Annotated in this window: 3 protein-coding genes, 1 tRNA gene and 2 pseudogenes; 4 read left to right on the forward strand and 2 right to left on the reverse strand. The window is 61.0% G+C overall.

Annotated features, from left to right (window positions below):
* The first annotated feature begins 156 nt into the window (after positions 1-156).
* The 4 genes and pseudogenes from lysX to F1563_RS11785 all read left to right on the forward strand — a co-directional run bounded on the left by lysX (position 157) and on the right by F1563_RS11785 (position 6,975).
* Positions 157-3,402, forward strand: a complete 3,246-nt coding sequence (lysX, locus tag F1563_RS11765; RefSeq protein ID WP_002533794.1) for a bifunctional lysylphosphatidylglycerol synthetase/lysine--tRNA ligase LysX — start codon at positions 157-159, stop codon at positions 3,400-3,402.
* A gap of 43 nt (positions 3,403-3,445) precedes the next feature.
* Entirely contained in the window at positions 3,446-4,387 is a 942-nt protein-coding gene (locus tag F1563_RS11770; protein ID WP_002527097.1) for an alpha/beta fold hydrolase, read from the forward strand.
* A gap of 92 nt (positions 4,388-4,479) precedes the next feature.
* A tRNA-Pro gene (locus F1563_RS11775) sits at positions 4,480-4,555 on the forward strand.
* A 960-nt stretch (positions 4,556-5,515) separates the two neighbouring features.
* Positions 5,516-6,975 (forward strand): annotated as a pseudogene (locus F1563_RS11785) (HIRAN domain-containing protein).
* A gap of 161 nt (positions 6,976-7,136) precedes the next feature.
* Here the strand turns inward: F1563_RS11785 and F1563_RS11795 are convergent.
* Both F1563_RS11795 and F1563_RS11805 read right to left on the reverse strand, forming a co-directional pair.
* Complete coding sequence (locus F1563_RS11795; RefSeq protein ID WP_002527092.1) at positions 7,137-9,395, reverse strand: UvrD-helicase domain-containing protein; 2,259 nt, start codon at positions 9,393-9,395, stop codon at positions 7,137-7,139.
* Positions 9,388-15,763 (reverse strand): annotated as a pseudogene (locus tag F1563_RS11805) (DEAD/DEAH box helicase). The gene F1563_RS11795 and the pseudogene F1563_RS11805 overlap by 8 nt, the downstream one beginning before the upstream one ends.
* Positions 15,764-15,808 lie beyond the last annotated feature (45 nt).

Below are 15,808 nucleotides of genomic sequence, written 5' to 3' on the forward strand. Positions count from 1 at the left end.
GGTTCTGGTTGTGTCGCGCGGACGTGGCACAGTTAGGGCGTGACATCGTCCCACCCTGTACCTGAGACACGAGCGGCATCCGATGCTCGGCCACGCACCGGTTCTCGATCGACTCCAAAACCGAGGGCCACAGCGGTTGTCGTCATCCCGCGGCTCATGAACGTCGCCGCCCTACTCATTGTGTTGCGCCTGGTCTTCAGCCGCACCACGTGGGTGGCCATCGCTAACAACGCATTCTCGGTGTTCATTTTCCCGATTGACGGTTTTGGCTGGGCCGGTGTCGTGGTCCTGTTAGTGCTTTCGGACGCGTTATCGCGACGTAAGAGGTTCGCCTGGTGGGTAAGTCTCATCGTGTTTGGATTGATGTGGCTTGTGGCGGCCACATCTTTTACCCTCGTGATCAGCGAGGTCATCATGGGCGGGCCGACAGACACCCGTAAGGACATTGATCTAGCGGGATACCTGTTCAACGTGTTCACGGTTGGCTGGATCCTGGTGGCCTTGCTGACTCGTCGTCGCAGCTTTTCCGCGCATACGGTTCGCGCCAACCTCGGACGGGCAATCGTCGTGCTCGTCGGGGGTCTGCTAGCTACCGGATTTATTGGGTGGCTGTTGGTGTCCCTAACTGGTGGTGTTGGACGGCCGCGGAACCGTCTGGTGCACATCATCACTTGCATCCTGAAAGGCAATGAAGCAAGTATCGCTCAGGAACCAACGTCGCCGCACTGGGTGCAAGGTGTGGTGTCATTCCTGCTGGCCGTAGTGCTGGTGGCTGCGCTTGTCGTCATTCTGCGTTCTCAACGCAATATTGCCATGATGAGCCTGTCTGATGAGCTGCAATTGCGTCGTCTTCTTGACGAGAATCCGGCCGATTCGCTGGGGTATTTTGCCCTTCGCCGTGACAAAGCCGTCGTCTTTTCCCACAACGGTCGTGCCGCCGTCTGTTATCGCACTGAGGCTGGGGTGGCTTTGGCGTCAGGTGACCCAGTCGGCCCAGTCGACCAGTGGCCCGGAGCTATTGACGCTTTCCTCGAGATCGCCCATACCTATGGATGGGTTCCTGCCGTTATTGGCACCTCAGAGGAAGGTGCGACGGTGTGGAATCACGCGGGTCTGAAAGCCATGCGCATTGGCGACGAAGCCATCATCTCCCCAGCGACTTTTAATCTCGATGACCCTGATCTCAAGCCCGTGCGTCACACTGTCACGAAGCTGCGTGCGATGGGATACACGACTCGGGCCCGACGCCATGAGGACATCCATCCGCAGGAGTTGCACAGTCTCATTGACCTGACTGATAAGTGGCGTCAAAACGGTGACGAGCGCGGCTTCTCGATGGCGTTGTCCCGGTTGGGGGACCCGCTGGATGGTAGATGCGTCATGGTGGAGGCGCTCTACCCTGATGACGGCCCCCGTGCTGGCCAGACGGCCGGCATTCTCTCCTTCACGCCGTGGGGTAATGACGGCTTGTCCCTTGACGTCATGCGGCGAGACCTTGACGGGGCAGATAACGGTGTTACTGAACTTATGGTCGCAGGACTCATGGCGGCCGGGTCAGAGATTGGCATTCGGCGGGTCTCGATGAATTTCGCGGTGTTCCGTGAAGCTATTGAGGAAGGTGCCCGGGTGGGGGCCTCCCCGGTGCGTCGACTTAATCGCTGGCTGGTTTTGGTGGCGTCAAAGTGGTTCCAGATTGAGCAGTTGTATCGCTCTAACGTCAAGTACAAGCCGAGCTGGCAGACCCGCTACCTTAATTTCACTGACACTTCTGATTTGGGCCAGGTGGGTCTGGCAATGGGCATCGCCGAGGGCCAGCTTGACATTCCTCGGTGGCTTTACCCGGTGGAACCGCCGCCTCAACCGGTTTATTCGACCAGTGGGCATCCTGAGATCGCCGAATTCCTGGCTGAAGAACGCACGCCGAGTCTTCCGCAGCGTCGTCTTCCTGAGCAGGTTCGTACCCGGATGGCGACCCGCGAGCGTCTTCTGGAGTCAGGAGTGGAGGCCTATCCGCCTGACTGTAAGCCCGACCACCAGCCGGGGGACGTCGTCACCGAATTGACCGGCCAGGAGATGACCGTCTCCGGGCGCGTGGATGCCTGCCGTGACCACGGCGGTGTCATCTTCATTGACCTCTTCGACTGGACGGGGGCCTGCCAGCTCGTCATGGAACGTGACGCCGTGGGCGTCAATAATCTGCGCGACTTCCGTCACACGGTGTCTTTGGGAGATCACCTCGTAGCTACTGGAACAGTGGGGGCCTCCCGTAACGGGACGCTGAGTCTGAAGGTGACGTCGTGGCGGCTAGCGGCAAAGTCGCTGCGACCACTGCCATCGAGACGATCGGGATTCAATGATCCAGAAGCCAAGGTTCGTCAGCGTTACCTCGACCTCATCGTCAATCCTGGTGCGCGCGATCAGCTGCGTGCTCGCTCGAACGCCATCCGCGCGGTGCGGGAAACGCTGCTGAGTCATGACTTCATCGAGGTTGAAACGCCGATTCTGCAGACGATCCACGGCGGGGCGAATGCACGTCCATTCCGCACCCACATCAACGCCTACGACCTGGAACTGTATCTGCGCATTGCCCCGGAGCTGTACCTCAAGAGGCTTATGGTCGGCGGAGCCGGACGAGTGTTCGAAATCGGTAGGAACTTCCGTAACGAGGGCGCCGATGCTACCCATAACCCGGAGTTCACGATGCTTGAGGCATACCAGGCCTATGGCGACTACGTCCAGATGCGTCACCTCACCCAGGAGATGATCCTGTCTGCCGCCCGCAATGCCATCGGCGGAACGGTCGTGCGTGGACGTGATCGCACAGGTGTCGAACATGAGATCGACCTAGCCAATAAATGGCATGTCGTCACCGTCAATGAGGGAATCTCGCGCGGGCTGGGTGAGGAGGTCACCGCCGATACCCCCAAAGAAAAGCTCATCGAGTACGCCAATAAGCTCGGGATTGCCACGATGCCAAAATGGAGCCGTGGCGACGTCGTGCTGGAGTTGCACGAGCACGTCAGTGAGCATGTCACCGTCGAGCCGACCTTCTTCTGCGACTTCCCGACTGACGTTTCTCCATTGACCCGTCAGCACCGTGATGATCCGCGGCTGGCCGAGAAATGGGATCTCATCATCTTCGGCTCCGAGGTGGGCACGGCCTACACCGAACTTGTCGATCCGGTGATTCAGCGGGAGCGGTTCACAGCTCAGTCCCTGCTGGCCGCAGGCGGCGATCCGGAGGCGATGGAGCTTGATGAGGACTTCCTGGAGGCCCTCGAATACGCGATGCCACCGTCTGGCGGTATGGGTATGGGGCTGGATCGTCTGGTGATGCTGCTGACGAATGCGTCAATTCGCGAGACAATTAGTTTCCCGCTGGTGCGTCCGCGCACCTCGTGAGAGGCATAAGGGTTTGAACCCTGAAGTGAGATAGGGGAGTGCCATGAGTAGCGATGACGATGCCAGCTGTTCCGACGGGGACGGCCACAAGGTGCTTGATTCGTCTCACGGCGCCCTGGCGTCGATGCGCGAATTGGGTGGGCGACCCTTCCATGTCGTGTACGACGATGCGAAAGGACCGGCTTCCAACGTTGAGGACCCCGTTGTTGTGCTCATGGCAGGGGCAGCAGCATCGAGTGACTTCTGGAAACCTGTTGTGGACCGCCTCCAGCCTCTTGACGTCATCGCCTACGACCGTCCAGGTCTCGGTGGGACCTCCTGGCCGGGGCGCTATCCCCAGTTGGATGAAGAGATCGCTAGCCTGACCGATCTCGTTGGTCTGATTCAAGGGCATGGGGACACCGGTCGCCCACGGAGGGTCATCCTCGTTGCCCATTCCATGGCGGCTTTCCATGCTGAAGCGTTTGCTCGAATCCATCCTGAGACTGTTGCCGGTGTCGTGTTCGTTGATCCTTCCGTGGAGTGGCCAACCCATCCGCCGCGTCGTCACAGCATCGCCTTGCCGAACGCGGTCTACAAAATCATGGGCTCGGTGGCGGGGCCGTTGGGTCGTAGTGCCTTCGCCATCGGTGTCATGGCGCAAACGATGAGGTCAGGTTCGGTGGTGTGGCATCAATTCCAGGAACACCGGCTTCACCGGGTTTATAGCAGCCCTGACGCCATGGCGATGGCGGTGGCTGAATGGATGGGGTATGACCAGCAAGCATGGGACCTCATGGCCGTGCGTTCAAGGCATACTTGGCCAGATCTGCCGACGGTGTTGTTGTCGGCGGTGTATTCGGGCCAGGAGCAGGAACTGGCACTTCATGAACGCCTGGCCCAGATGCTCGCAGCGAGATTGATCGTGGTGGAAAACTCCCATCACCTCATGATGCTGGATAGGCCGAAGGCTATCGCCGATGCCATCCGTTCAGTGGTGAAGTGACGCAAAGTCACGTCGTCGGGGTGGCTCATTGGCCGAATGGCGGGGTGTTCCAGTAAACTGTCGGTGTTCTTGTTGCGGTAGCCGCGATGAGACGGGGCGTAGCGTAGTGGCTAGCGCGCCTGCTTTGGGAGCAGGAGACCGCAGGTTCGAGTCCTGTCGCCCCGACCAATGTATTCCCCTGACAAGGGGAAATGCTTCCTGCCGAATTCACGACGGGAACTATAGAGGGAACTTTTGATTCTGAAGATCCCCTCGGTTGCGGTGTAGCGGTTCCATTTGAGAGGAGTCGCGTCATGGCAGCCACTCGTCTTCCTAGTAGCGCTGATGGATGAGCGTGGGGCCATGGTGGATTTGCAGGGAGATTCCGCCGATTCGATAGATGCAAGCATCGGTGTCGAGCGTTGCTGGTGGGCGTGATTGACTGCGACTTAACCGAATACGCGGGCCAAACGCGTGCGGATTCATCCAGCGACGGCGCGACAGTTGAGCGCGACGCGGTCGGGCTTTGGGGTTGTCATGTGACAGCTTGGGTAAAGACTTTAGCGCGTCGATTTGCGATTTCTGACGCAGCGCCGGGGCAGATACGTGCCGCCAAGGCCTTGATAGCTGCTGGCGCTTCGTACGGGAGTCCTCTGAGTTGGAGGTGAGCGATCTGTCAGATCTCCTTCGCGATGCTAGTTGCCGCAACTCCGTGATGCTGTGCCAGAAGGCCCGGAAGGCCACCGGCAAAATCGCACTCAGGACCATGAGAGACGGGTACGGGTACCTGCGATGGTTTCTCCGGCAATCCCGAACGAAGCAGACGCGTCAGGCCGCCGCAGAGGCATACGGTATTCCGCCTAAGAGGGTCCACTGGGGCCACCAAAATCAGCGGCGGCGGAGGCAAGCGGACTCCACGAGCAGAGCTGACGCGTTCTCAGACGGGCGCTCTAACAGAGTTCGTTGGCGGGTCGGGGTGATGCAATCTCAAACTCGGAAGAACCCACGGCAGGCAAGCGTGGTTCCGGTCTGTCCTGTCCCCACCGGGGCTGAGGATATGTGGGTGATCACACGTCCTATGAACGTTCGTTTCGGTGAACAGGACGAGATGGGCAAAGAAAGCCAGGAAGTCGATGGATGGGTCGAAGCATGAGCAAACACACGAACGCAGTTAGGGATTTCATGGTTTCCCACCCGTGGTGGTGCGCCCTCATTGTCGCCGTTATGGTTTTGATACCGAAAGCGGGAATATGGTTGGCTGCTGGTTTTTGGCTTGCGATCATTGGTAATCGCGTTGGACGTAAAGGTTCTTTACCTGCTGCTAAAGTGGCTGTGAAGACAGCCTCGTTGGGGTCATGGACGAATTATAACGTTGGGGATAATGTTACACGTTATGACGTTTTCGGGATGTGCTATTACACGGTTCCTAATTCCGTTATTGGGTCAACAGTGCTGTGTGTTGAGCGTGAACCTCAGAACAGCCACGATGAAAACGCGCTCAAGGTAAGTGTGAATGGTCATCATATCGGTTACGTGTCGGTATGGGCTGCCGCTGAAATAGCTCCAGAATGGGACGCGCTTGGGGTGACGTCGATGGATGTTCACGGACGCGTAATGAGCATCCTCGACGCATACGTCGAGGTGCCGACGAATGATGCCCTCCGTGCGACGCTCTCTCGACAAGGTGCGGGCGAGAGTCCACACCCCATGCTGCTTAGAGGCTACCCGCGGCCATTATCGTCGGTGTCCGCGAGTACGCAACTGCCAGTTCAGCCTTGGGGACCATGTATCCGCAACTACAAACTCGTAGCAATTAAGAAGTCTAAAGCTGGTATTACGCGAGTCTGTCTGTCTTGTGGCCACGACGGTAAACGTGAAAAGGCTCGACTGGATGATCTCGACGCTCAAGTAAGGCTCACTGTGAACCATAAACTTGCCGTGTTTATCGACGGTATGCAGATCGGAATAGTCCCGGATGAGGTAAGGGAATCGTACCTCAAAGTGATCGAAGCGCTTCATGCCTCGGACCGATGCTTGTCGGTCCGGCATCAATCTGGATGACGCGCCAGCACGGATTTCGAGCCGGGGCAAGCATCAAGTTGCCACTGCCCGATGAGGTAGCGACTCCTGTCTGAATGCCAAATGGACCAGTAGCTATCTTGCCGCGGGGGCGTAAGGTGCAAGTTACCCGTGAAGGGGACCACATGGAGACATTGCTGGGTCTGCTTGACGACGAGCATTCTGTGCCGGTGGTGGCTCAACTTGGATCGTTTATAAAGCAACTTAAGACGACCCAGAAAACGGTGGTTGGCGTCAAAGTATGCGGTGAGATGGTGGGCCTGTTGTCAACCCAGATGAGCCAGCACTTCCTTCCGGTCGTCGAAGCGTGCGAGGATGCAGGCATCGCTTTGGTGTGCCACGGCAGGGTCACCGGTAATCAGCTGAAAGTCGACCTTGTCCTCGAGGCCATCAAGGGCAGCGAACTACCGCCAGAGTGGATTGACGACAACGTCTATGGGCACGCCAAGAGGATTGTCGACGTAGCGGAGGCTCCAATATCTTCGCCTTACCAGGGTGAATCTATCCACGACGATCTGGCCGCCGAGTGATGCAACGGGTCCGGTCAAGTGCTGATGCGCCTCGCCGGGACGCATGCCAGCGTGACTGACCACGTCAGCCCATGACAATGGGAGGACGTTAATTTCTCAAGTCACCGAGTTGGCGATTCCAAACAGTCATTGGTCGACATTCAAGGCCTCGGGCGTCGCACTCAAGATTTGCTGGCTGCCCCGGACGATACAGAAGCGCTCAACAACGGGCTGGGCTGATCATTCCAACTCACCACAAGCTCATCGCGGGCTCGCGACGCCGCCACGTACAGCAGCGACCGCTCCCGGAGCAGAGCCTGGTCTTTCTCATCCTGATCGAAGTCGTATGCCTTGATGCCCATGGGGATGGACCGCGAGGAGACCCCGAAGAGGTACACCTTGCTGAACTCGATGCCTTTGGCACGATGCATGGTCATGACGACCGGCGCCCCCGGCGGTATCGAACCGTGATCAACGGCTCGGGTCTGTACTCCCCGTTCATGCAGCGCATCTACTACTCGCTCGCGCTGTGACCGGTCCCTCACCAGCACCGCCGTGGTCTCGGGTTGGCGACCCTTCGCCCATTGCCCGACGATCTTGGCCAGGACGTCGAACTCTTCGGTGATCGTCCCGCATGGGTGAACGGTGACGTCGGGGCCGCGTCGAGCCGACCGGTACCCCGACAGTTTGTCGTCGTCAGCACCGTCCAAATCGACGTAGTTCCCGCCCTCGAGCACCCGGGTCGACCAGTGAAGGATCTGCGCCGTGGTGCGGTAATTGAGGGTGAGTCGCCGCGAACGGCCCCTCGTCATGATGCCATACCGAGACAGCACCAACCGATGCCCGTAAATGCGCTGGTGCGAGTCCTCAGCGATGAAGATGTCATTCGGACCCTCGGGCACGAGCGATCGGATGAGCCTCCAGTGGGCCGGGGCGAGGTCTTGGCCCTCATCGACAAGGACATGATCGGCGACGGCACTGTGGCGAGTGAGGTACTGCGCGGCAATAGCGGCCGCCTCCGCGAACGAAATCATGCCACCGATGCGAGAGTCGTCTCGGTACTTATTCACAAGCTCCCATACCGCATCACGATCGCGACGATTGAGTCGGAAACCCCGCCCGGGGCGTCGCGCCCGCAGATACTTCTCCTGGGTCGTGATGAGATTCGGCAGGATGATTTGCTCGTACTCAGTCTCGAGCAGTCGGTGGTGAGCTAGCCGCTCGGGCACCTCGCTTCGAGCCTGGTCGAGGACGTCGCGCCACAGCAGCGGCGACGTGCGCCCGGTCAAGTCGGTGCGAGGGGCTCCCAGGACCTCCTTGGCGGCCTCGGCGACGTCAGCTCCAGCATCTCGGATGACGGCGCTGACCAGGGCGTCAATACCGTTGATGTACACGCCTGGCTGTCCCAGTGCGGACGCCCGTGGCAGGGTCGGATCAAGGGACTTCAGGTTCTCGGACAGCTCATTGGCGAGGTTCTTTGTGAACGTTGTGATGATGATGCGGGCATCTGGGTTATCTCGAGCCAGCGATACTGCCCGGTGAAGGATGACAACTGTCTTGCCGGTTCCGGCCCCACCGCCCAGCCGAAACGACCCGTTCCACCGGCGGTTGACAAATTGACGCTGCGTCGGATGTAAGAACACTCGCCAAGCCCCGAAGTCTCCGTCCTCGATGACCCGTCGCAACTCGTCTTTACCTTCGATCATGGCGAAATCCATGGCCGCTGCAGGGCTGCGTAGGCTATTGAGCAGCGCGGCGTCAGACTCGCGAGATACTGACGTCACCTCGTCCTTGCGGGGTGCCTGTGCCTGTTCCGTTCCGGGTTGTTCCGGTGGTTCGAGCAATTCCTTGCGCACCTGGTCTGGCGTCATCCCGGAGGCCAGGCCGACGAGCGCGGCTTCCTGCCACCCACTGAGCCGCGCTGCCAGGTCGAGTACGGCGTCTTCACTGGTGAGGGTGAGTGCGGTATCGACGAGGCTGGCGTCGAGCCCAAGGGACAGCACTTCTGCCCGGTCGGCGGTGATGACGGGAGAAGACTTCCGGACGGGGATGGCTGGTTCGTGTGGGGTAGCGGCGCTGACGTTTAGGTTGGGGGCGTCGGTGGACGGTTCGGCCCGCTTGATCTCAGGGATTCCGTTGAGAGGGTTGATGGCGAGTTCGATACGCGGGGCCACGTTATAGGCCTCGTCCTGGTTGTAAATGCCCTCGAGGACATAGTGGTTACGCCCCTCACCGGTGAGCTTGAACAGCACAGCGCGGAACTGCTTGTCGACGCGGCCGGTCCTTACTCTGCTGTCGCGGCAGTTTTCCACCTTCTCGATATGCAGGCCGGGCACCGCGTCATCGGCGGCGAGTTTGGAAAGGAAGGTGAATGCTTTCGCCTTGAGGGATCCGTCGAGCTTGTTCGCCTGCTTCGACATGACGATCGTCGACTCAGCCATGGTGTCCTTCCCTCGACGCCATGCTCTCCAGCGCCGTCGTGATGTCGTGTGCCGTCGGGCGTACCAGTGTCCATCCGTCTTCGGCCAGCAAGTCCTCGTCGTCGGGCTCCGGTGCGAAGATTACTGCTATACGCGAATCGGGCCATGCCAGGTCAACCATGATGCCCTCTGAACCGATCTCTTCACCGGCCATCGGCTCAGGTACCCCCCTGTGCCGCGAGATCCTCCAGCAGCCCGGGAAGCTCGGGTGTGGCCAGCGAGGGTCCGAGGTTCTTGATGACAGTGGGCCAGGGGGTCTGGGCAATGTCTATCACGGGATCGGTGACGGCCGCCTCCTGCCCACTCGGCTCCTGCGGTTTGACACAGCCGAGGATGACCGTCTGGTCCGATGCATCGCGCAGCATGAGTGCGTTGCTCAGCGCAAGCCACCGATGCCACGCGCCTAAGAAAGCGGAATTGTTGACGGCGTCGTCGTCGAGAACAACGCAGATGTCGCTAGCCGGGGGAAAGCTGCTCGCTCGTAGTCGGGTCCGAATACTCAAGGGGCCGTCCTGGTGCCACCAGGCGCGCGCAGCCTCAGGGTTACCCCGCTGACTGTCGTGGAGATCTTCCTGTTTCACAGCGGCGATGGGCACTGCGGAATCGATGTAGCCATCTGGGGCGCTATTCGTCGAAAAGAACATCGGGATCGCCGAGGCGAAGTGCTTGAGAGCCTCCAGCGGCTCTCCCCGCATCCAGTACTCCAAGAGTGCGAAAGGCCCACCAGTCACGGCTCGCACGGCATCGGGGGTGTAGTCATACAGGCTAATGAGCTTTGACGACACTGAGGCATTGAACCATTCGGGCGCGGCCGGATCCCGTCCGGCCTCGAAGTCATTGACGTCGTCTAGCGTGACCGCCAGCACCTCAACCCCAAGGTTGCGCAGCCCAGCGCGCTTCTCGGCGTCGTCGCGCACCCGGTTGCACTCCGGGGTTGCGTGGAAGGTCGCCCCGCCGGTGAAAATCGCCAGATCTGGACGGTCACCACCGCGCAGGACGAAATCGGGTTTGCAGCCGGGCATGAGTACTTGAGGTTGCAGGGTGTACAGCACTTGCCCGATGCGCACGTTGATGACGTTGCCGCCGGGTCCATAATTTTGGGATACCGTCGCGTTAAGCCTACGCGCAAGAGCCATGAAGGATTTTCGGAAACGCGACTCCAGGTAGGACTCGTCGTCGGAGCTGATAGTAGGGGGCGTGGTGGCAATCCCCCAGGTCATCTAGGTGCCAGGCGCATCGCCGCCGGGCAGCCCCATGAGAACCTTGAGGCAGTCCTCGGCTTTGGCGCGTGAGACGTATCGGGCTTCGCGGGCGGACGCCATCGGCAGCAGGCAGCGGTGGCAGGCGAGTCGCCCCTCGTCCTTGCATTGGCAGTCGCGCACAATCTCGAAGGCGCGGCGCAGAGCCGCCCACACGTTCTGGGGATCAGTGAATTCGGCTAGATAACCAGTCCCGCCCGGGACAAGGTCGTGCAGCAGCAATGCATCGCGGGTTCTGCCGTCGACTGGTTCTTTGATCGCCATGATGCCCAGATGGTCAGGAGTTCCACCGAACTGCTCGCGCAATCCAAGCAGGAGGGCTGCGCGCAGGCTCGGCAAAGCGAACATATCGCCAGTGACAATCGAGGCTGGCAACGGGAGGACGACGGCTTGAGTCGTCAGTGACCTGGTGAGCGCGACTGTGCGCACGTGCTCGTCGAGGTCATCGCGGTAGCGGCACCACGGCCGATGCTCGGAACGGTGATTCGTTCCGGTGGTGCTGTCGAGGTGTCCGCAGCCTTCGCAGACGCGGAACAGGGGAGTATGGCACTGGAAACCAGCCATCTGCCGGCTTGGGGCGCTGGGTGTCTCCTTGCCCAGGTTGATCCAGCGCAGGTCCATCCGGTCAAGGTATCGAGCGCCGAATTCGGTGTGTTGCACGTACCACTCGCTGCGAACTCGTGACGGATCGATGTCAGCGGCCGGCACGATGGTGAAGTTCGTCTGGGTACGCTCCTCGTGGGCGTCGTCGATGCGTGACTCGTCGCGCTTGATGGCCGCAGAAGTGCGCGTCAGCTCCACAACCTCCAGGTGCTGTCCCGTGTCCTGGATGCGGTGATCGTGGCATCGTGGACACTCTGTCGGGGCGCCGTCGAGGCGTTGATCGACGGTGTATCCGCACGAAGGGCACACTGCCAGGGTGTAGATGGACTCGCTATCTCGTCCGAGGTCGATGGCGTCAATAGTGATGGCGTGGCCCATGGCGTAGAAGGTCGCTCCAGGGGCGAAATCTCGCAACGCCGCAGCACTTCCACGCGAGAAAGATGCCGTCTCGTCCTGGTAGTCGTTGCTGTCGGGATCGTACCAACTCAGGCTCACATCGAGTTCCACTGAGTCGTCGACGAGGGTGTAGTTGGGGAAGAGCCCGTACTCCTCAAGGGTCGCTATCCAGTATTCCTGGGTTGCTTTGCCCCGCAGCTTGTGGATCCACTTGATGGTCGCCTCGGCGTCTGCGAAAGCTTGGCGGTCATCTTCTCCAGCGTTGGGGATGTTGGCCTTTTGCCGTAGCTCGGGCAAACTCGCCTCAATGGTCTGGCGTCGATGCTCCAACTCCTCCAAAGTTCGCGTCCACCTCGTCGCAGCGGCAAATACCTGCTCGGCGAGCCTGCTGGTGCGCTTACCGGCCACCGGCGTGGCCCAGGCGCGCAGGTCCTCCACGGAATCGGCGCGCAGGTGCGCAAAGGTGGACAGAAAACGGTCCAGGTGCTCGTCAACGTCGGTTTCGGCATAGTCGACGAGGCTGGCGAGGAAGCCACCGTCGTCACCGTTCATAGCAGCACCCGAAGTATGCGGATGAATGGCGCCCGGGTCGCGAGCCAACTCGTCACTCAGATGCGCCAGGTACTGCCGACGCAGGATTTCCCCGGCGCTGAGATAGGTGGCCGGAGGACGCACCTGGCCGTTAATCATTGACGTCGGGTCGCCCAGCCGGGGCAGGTGTTCGCCACGACCCCTGACCATGGTGACGTCGAGAGCGCTGCCCGTCGCGCGGCCAGCTCGACCAATCCGCTGCACATAGTTGGCTACGTTGCGTGGCAGCGATGACAAGAACACCGTCGACAGGTCGCCAATGTCGATACCCATCTCAAGGGTAGGCGTGGCGACGAGGACATTGGGTGCCGAGGGATCCATCGAGCCAGCCTTGAAACCGTTCTCGTATTCCAGCCGCTGCTGATCCGAGAGCATCGAGGTGTGCTCGCGGGCGACGATGCGTCGCGGGTCACTGGTTCGATAGAAGCCGCGATAAAAGTTATCTGGTGCCATCGGCGCGGAGGCCAGTTGGCCGTCGCAGTTTCCATTGAGGCACGGAGCGCCGGTGAGTTGACGCACGGTGTCAGGGCTGCCCGGGTGCACCGCTTGACACAGATCACAGCGCAGCAAGATGACGGATTCGCGCAACTCCTTGTCGAGGGTCGCCCGTACGACGATCCTCTCATCGGGAATCGCGTACACAGTCGCCTGTGCCTGGGTCGTCGTCGCTTCCAGGACGCCGGCGTGGTGCAAGCATTCTAGTAGCGACCTGACCAACCGGGCCCCATGACCCGCAGAGACGCCGAGAACCCGTCCAGTCCACCGGGCGTACCAACTCTGGCCGTCGGTGACATTGTCGAGCTGTTCGTGACGGACACGCTGGCCGCCGACTCGCGGAAAGGCCGGGGCGGAACGGCCGGGAGGGAAAGCGGGCATTCCGTCTTGCCGACGGCGTCCTCCCCATAGGTGCCAGCGCGCACCGTCGTGGTCCAGGTAAGCCTGCAGCCACGGATGGTTGATACCTCCTTGGACGCGGATGCGCTCGAGAACCCCGCGGACCCAGGACACCATCTGCTTGTCGGCCAGGCCTGCCAGGGTCCCGACCAGGTCGTCTTCACTGTGTCCCAGGGCGTCGCGGCCAATATCGACCATGTTGGTGAAGGACCCGGCGTTCACCTCGACGCAGATCGAGCCGGTCTGTTCCAGGGTGCGCCCGTACCTGCTTTGCAGGCCAAGTTCGAGGATCGCGTCGAAGGTGAGGCGGTTGCGGACTCGGGCGAGAATCGCCTTCGGCACTGTCGTGTCGCGGTCCGAGCGTCAGAATTCCTCGAAGTTGTGATGTTCGGCGAGTTCGGTGGGTAACAGGCGATAGCGCTTGAACTGGTCGTCGGCGTCGTCCAGCACGGTGCTGATGAGTTCGGGAATCGTAACAGGCTCTTCGCTGATGGAGCTGCGCAGGATGGTGCGCAGGGTGAGGGCGTGGGAGCGCGCCGAAATGAATCCTGCGCGGTGGGCAGCGTCCTGGACAGAGTCGGTGAAGACGAGTGCCTTCTTCTCATCCAGGTCGTCGCTGCCGAACAAGGTGGACAGGTTTACCGACAGCAGTGTGGCGATCGCCGATCCTTGGAAGCGAATGGCGTCCTTAGCTCCGCAGCTAGGGCAGACATCGTTCTTGGCGTCCTTCTCAGCGTCTTGGCCGGCCTGGGTGAGGACGGGTAGCAGAATGCCGTTGCGGTATTCGGGGCTGTCGGCGTCGGGGATGTGGTGATCGAGGCACCTATTGACGGTGTCGAACCAGCACAGTGAGGTCACTGCCTCGCCGGAGTCGACGGCGCGAGCACCCTCCCGAGGGGCCGAGAGTAAGGCTCGGAAACGCCCGTCGTGTGCCGCGTGGTTCCGCCTGATGCTGTCATCATTTGCGCTGAGGTCGTAGCCAGTGCTGGCGAGCTGGACGCCCCATCCGCTGCGGCCACAGCGGCGGCAATACACCGCTGGTAGGGCGACGACCCCCGGCTCGGTGCCGTCGTCGGTCGCTCGACCTACCGGGGTTCCGTCGTCACTCCAGCGAAAGTTAGTGGCAGTCGATACGTCGCGGTCGATGCGGCTGAGCTCGCGAATCCACAGGTGAGTTTCGGTGCTCGGCATGTCACGGTCGGGCAGTGAGCGCAGGTGCCCGAGGGCGCCCAGCAGCTCCAGCAGAAAAGTGACGCGGGGGTCGTCCAGGCGAGCGGTTCCCGGGAGCAGACGGTCGGCAAGGTCGCGAACGTGGGTCGCCTCGGCGGTGGCTTTCAGGAAGTCCCGGATGAAGGGGTGACCTTTGGCGAGCAGGACGAGGTCGTCATGGCTCTTGCGACCTGGTGCGCGCTCGTGGTCGACGTCCGCCTCATCCTCATACAGCCTGGTCAGCAAGGTGGTGCACGCCTGATCGGGGGAGAGACCGGCGATCGCGTCAAGAACATCGGTGAACATGAGGGTGTTGACGATGCGTGGTTTGATGCCTCGATCCTTGAGGCGCTGCTCGGCGTCACCGACCCACTCGTCAATCGGCCTGCGGGACTCGGTGACGACGCAGTCGGCATCGAAGGGCTCACCAAAGACCGTGGTGGCGAAGGAGACCATGTCGCCGGAGCGTTCGAAGTTTGGGGAGGGCGTGGGGTTTCCGCGGGCTGCGTCAGTCGTGAGCCCTGATGCCTCTTGGTGTTCGGTCGTGCCCAGGGTTGCCGAGGTGCCAACGGGAGTGATGCGCCCAAGCGGACGCCCCCATTCCTCGGCGCTGTGAGTGTCAGTTTGGCTGCCGCGCTCTGGCCAGTACGACTTGAGGGCTAGGCCGAATCGACGCAGCAGCATCGCGACGTCGGTGCCCTGGGCGCCGTCGTAGGTGTGGAACTCGTCGAGCACAAGGTATTGCAGCGATTCGGCCGATTGTTGCCAGATGCGCTGGTCCTCGTGACGCAGCAGGAGCTGGTCGAGCATCTTGTAGTTAGTCAGCAGAGTGTCGGGGGCACTGTCGCGGATGACGGCGCGGTCGGTGATGAGGCCGTCCTTGCTGACGATGGTGCGAGATGGTCCCTGTTCACCGGTGTAGATCGCGGCGGTGACCTCGGCCAGTTGCTCATCGGTGGTGATGAGGTGGGCGAGACGCTGAGCCTGGTCGTTGGCCAACGCGTTCATGGGGTAGAGGATGAGCGCCTTGGTGCCGGTGATACCGTCGCGGCGAGCCCGGATGACATGGTCGAGGATCGGCAGCAGGAAGGCCTCGGTTTTGCCCGAGCCGGTACCGGTGGTGACCAGGGTGGGACGTGGGCGGCCCAACGCCGAGTTGAGACGGGCGAAAGCTTTGGCCTGGTGGTTGTATGGCCTAAAACCCTCAGGCATCCAGGTGAGCTGATCGGCGGAGTACCTCGGTGCCGGGGCAAAGGGCATCCGGGTACGCAGGTAAGGCCCCTTGAAAATGCCCTCGTCAGGGTCACGCAAGAACTCGTCGAGGGCGCGCTGAGCGTCGGCGTCGGAGAGGGCGAAGGTGGTCGTGAGGTAGTCCAGAAGGGCGGCCTGTAGCTTGGCCGCCTGCTTCGGGGGACGAGTTCA

This window comes from Cutibacterium modestum, assembly GCF_008326345.1.
Lineage (GTDB): Bacteria > Actinomycetota > Actinomycetes > Propionibacteriales > Propionibacteriaceae > Cutibacterium > Cutibacterium modestum.

Bases quoted from the DNA above. Each gene is read 5' to 3' on its own strand.
- lysX (WP_002533794.1), top strand. From the start codon at position 157: ATGAACGTCGCCGCCCTACTCATTGTGTTGCGCCTGGTCTTCAGCCGC.
- F1563_RS11770 (WP_002527097.1), top strand. From the start codon at position 3,446: ATGAGTAGCGATGACGATGCCAGCTGTTCCGACGGGGACGGCCACAAG.
- F1563_RS11795 (WP_002527092.1), bottom strand. From the start codon at position 9,395: ATGGCTGAGTCGACGATCGTCATGTCGAAGCAGGCGAACAAGCTCGAC.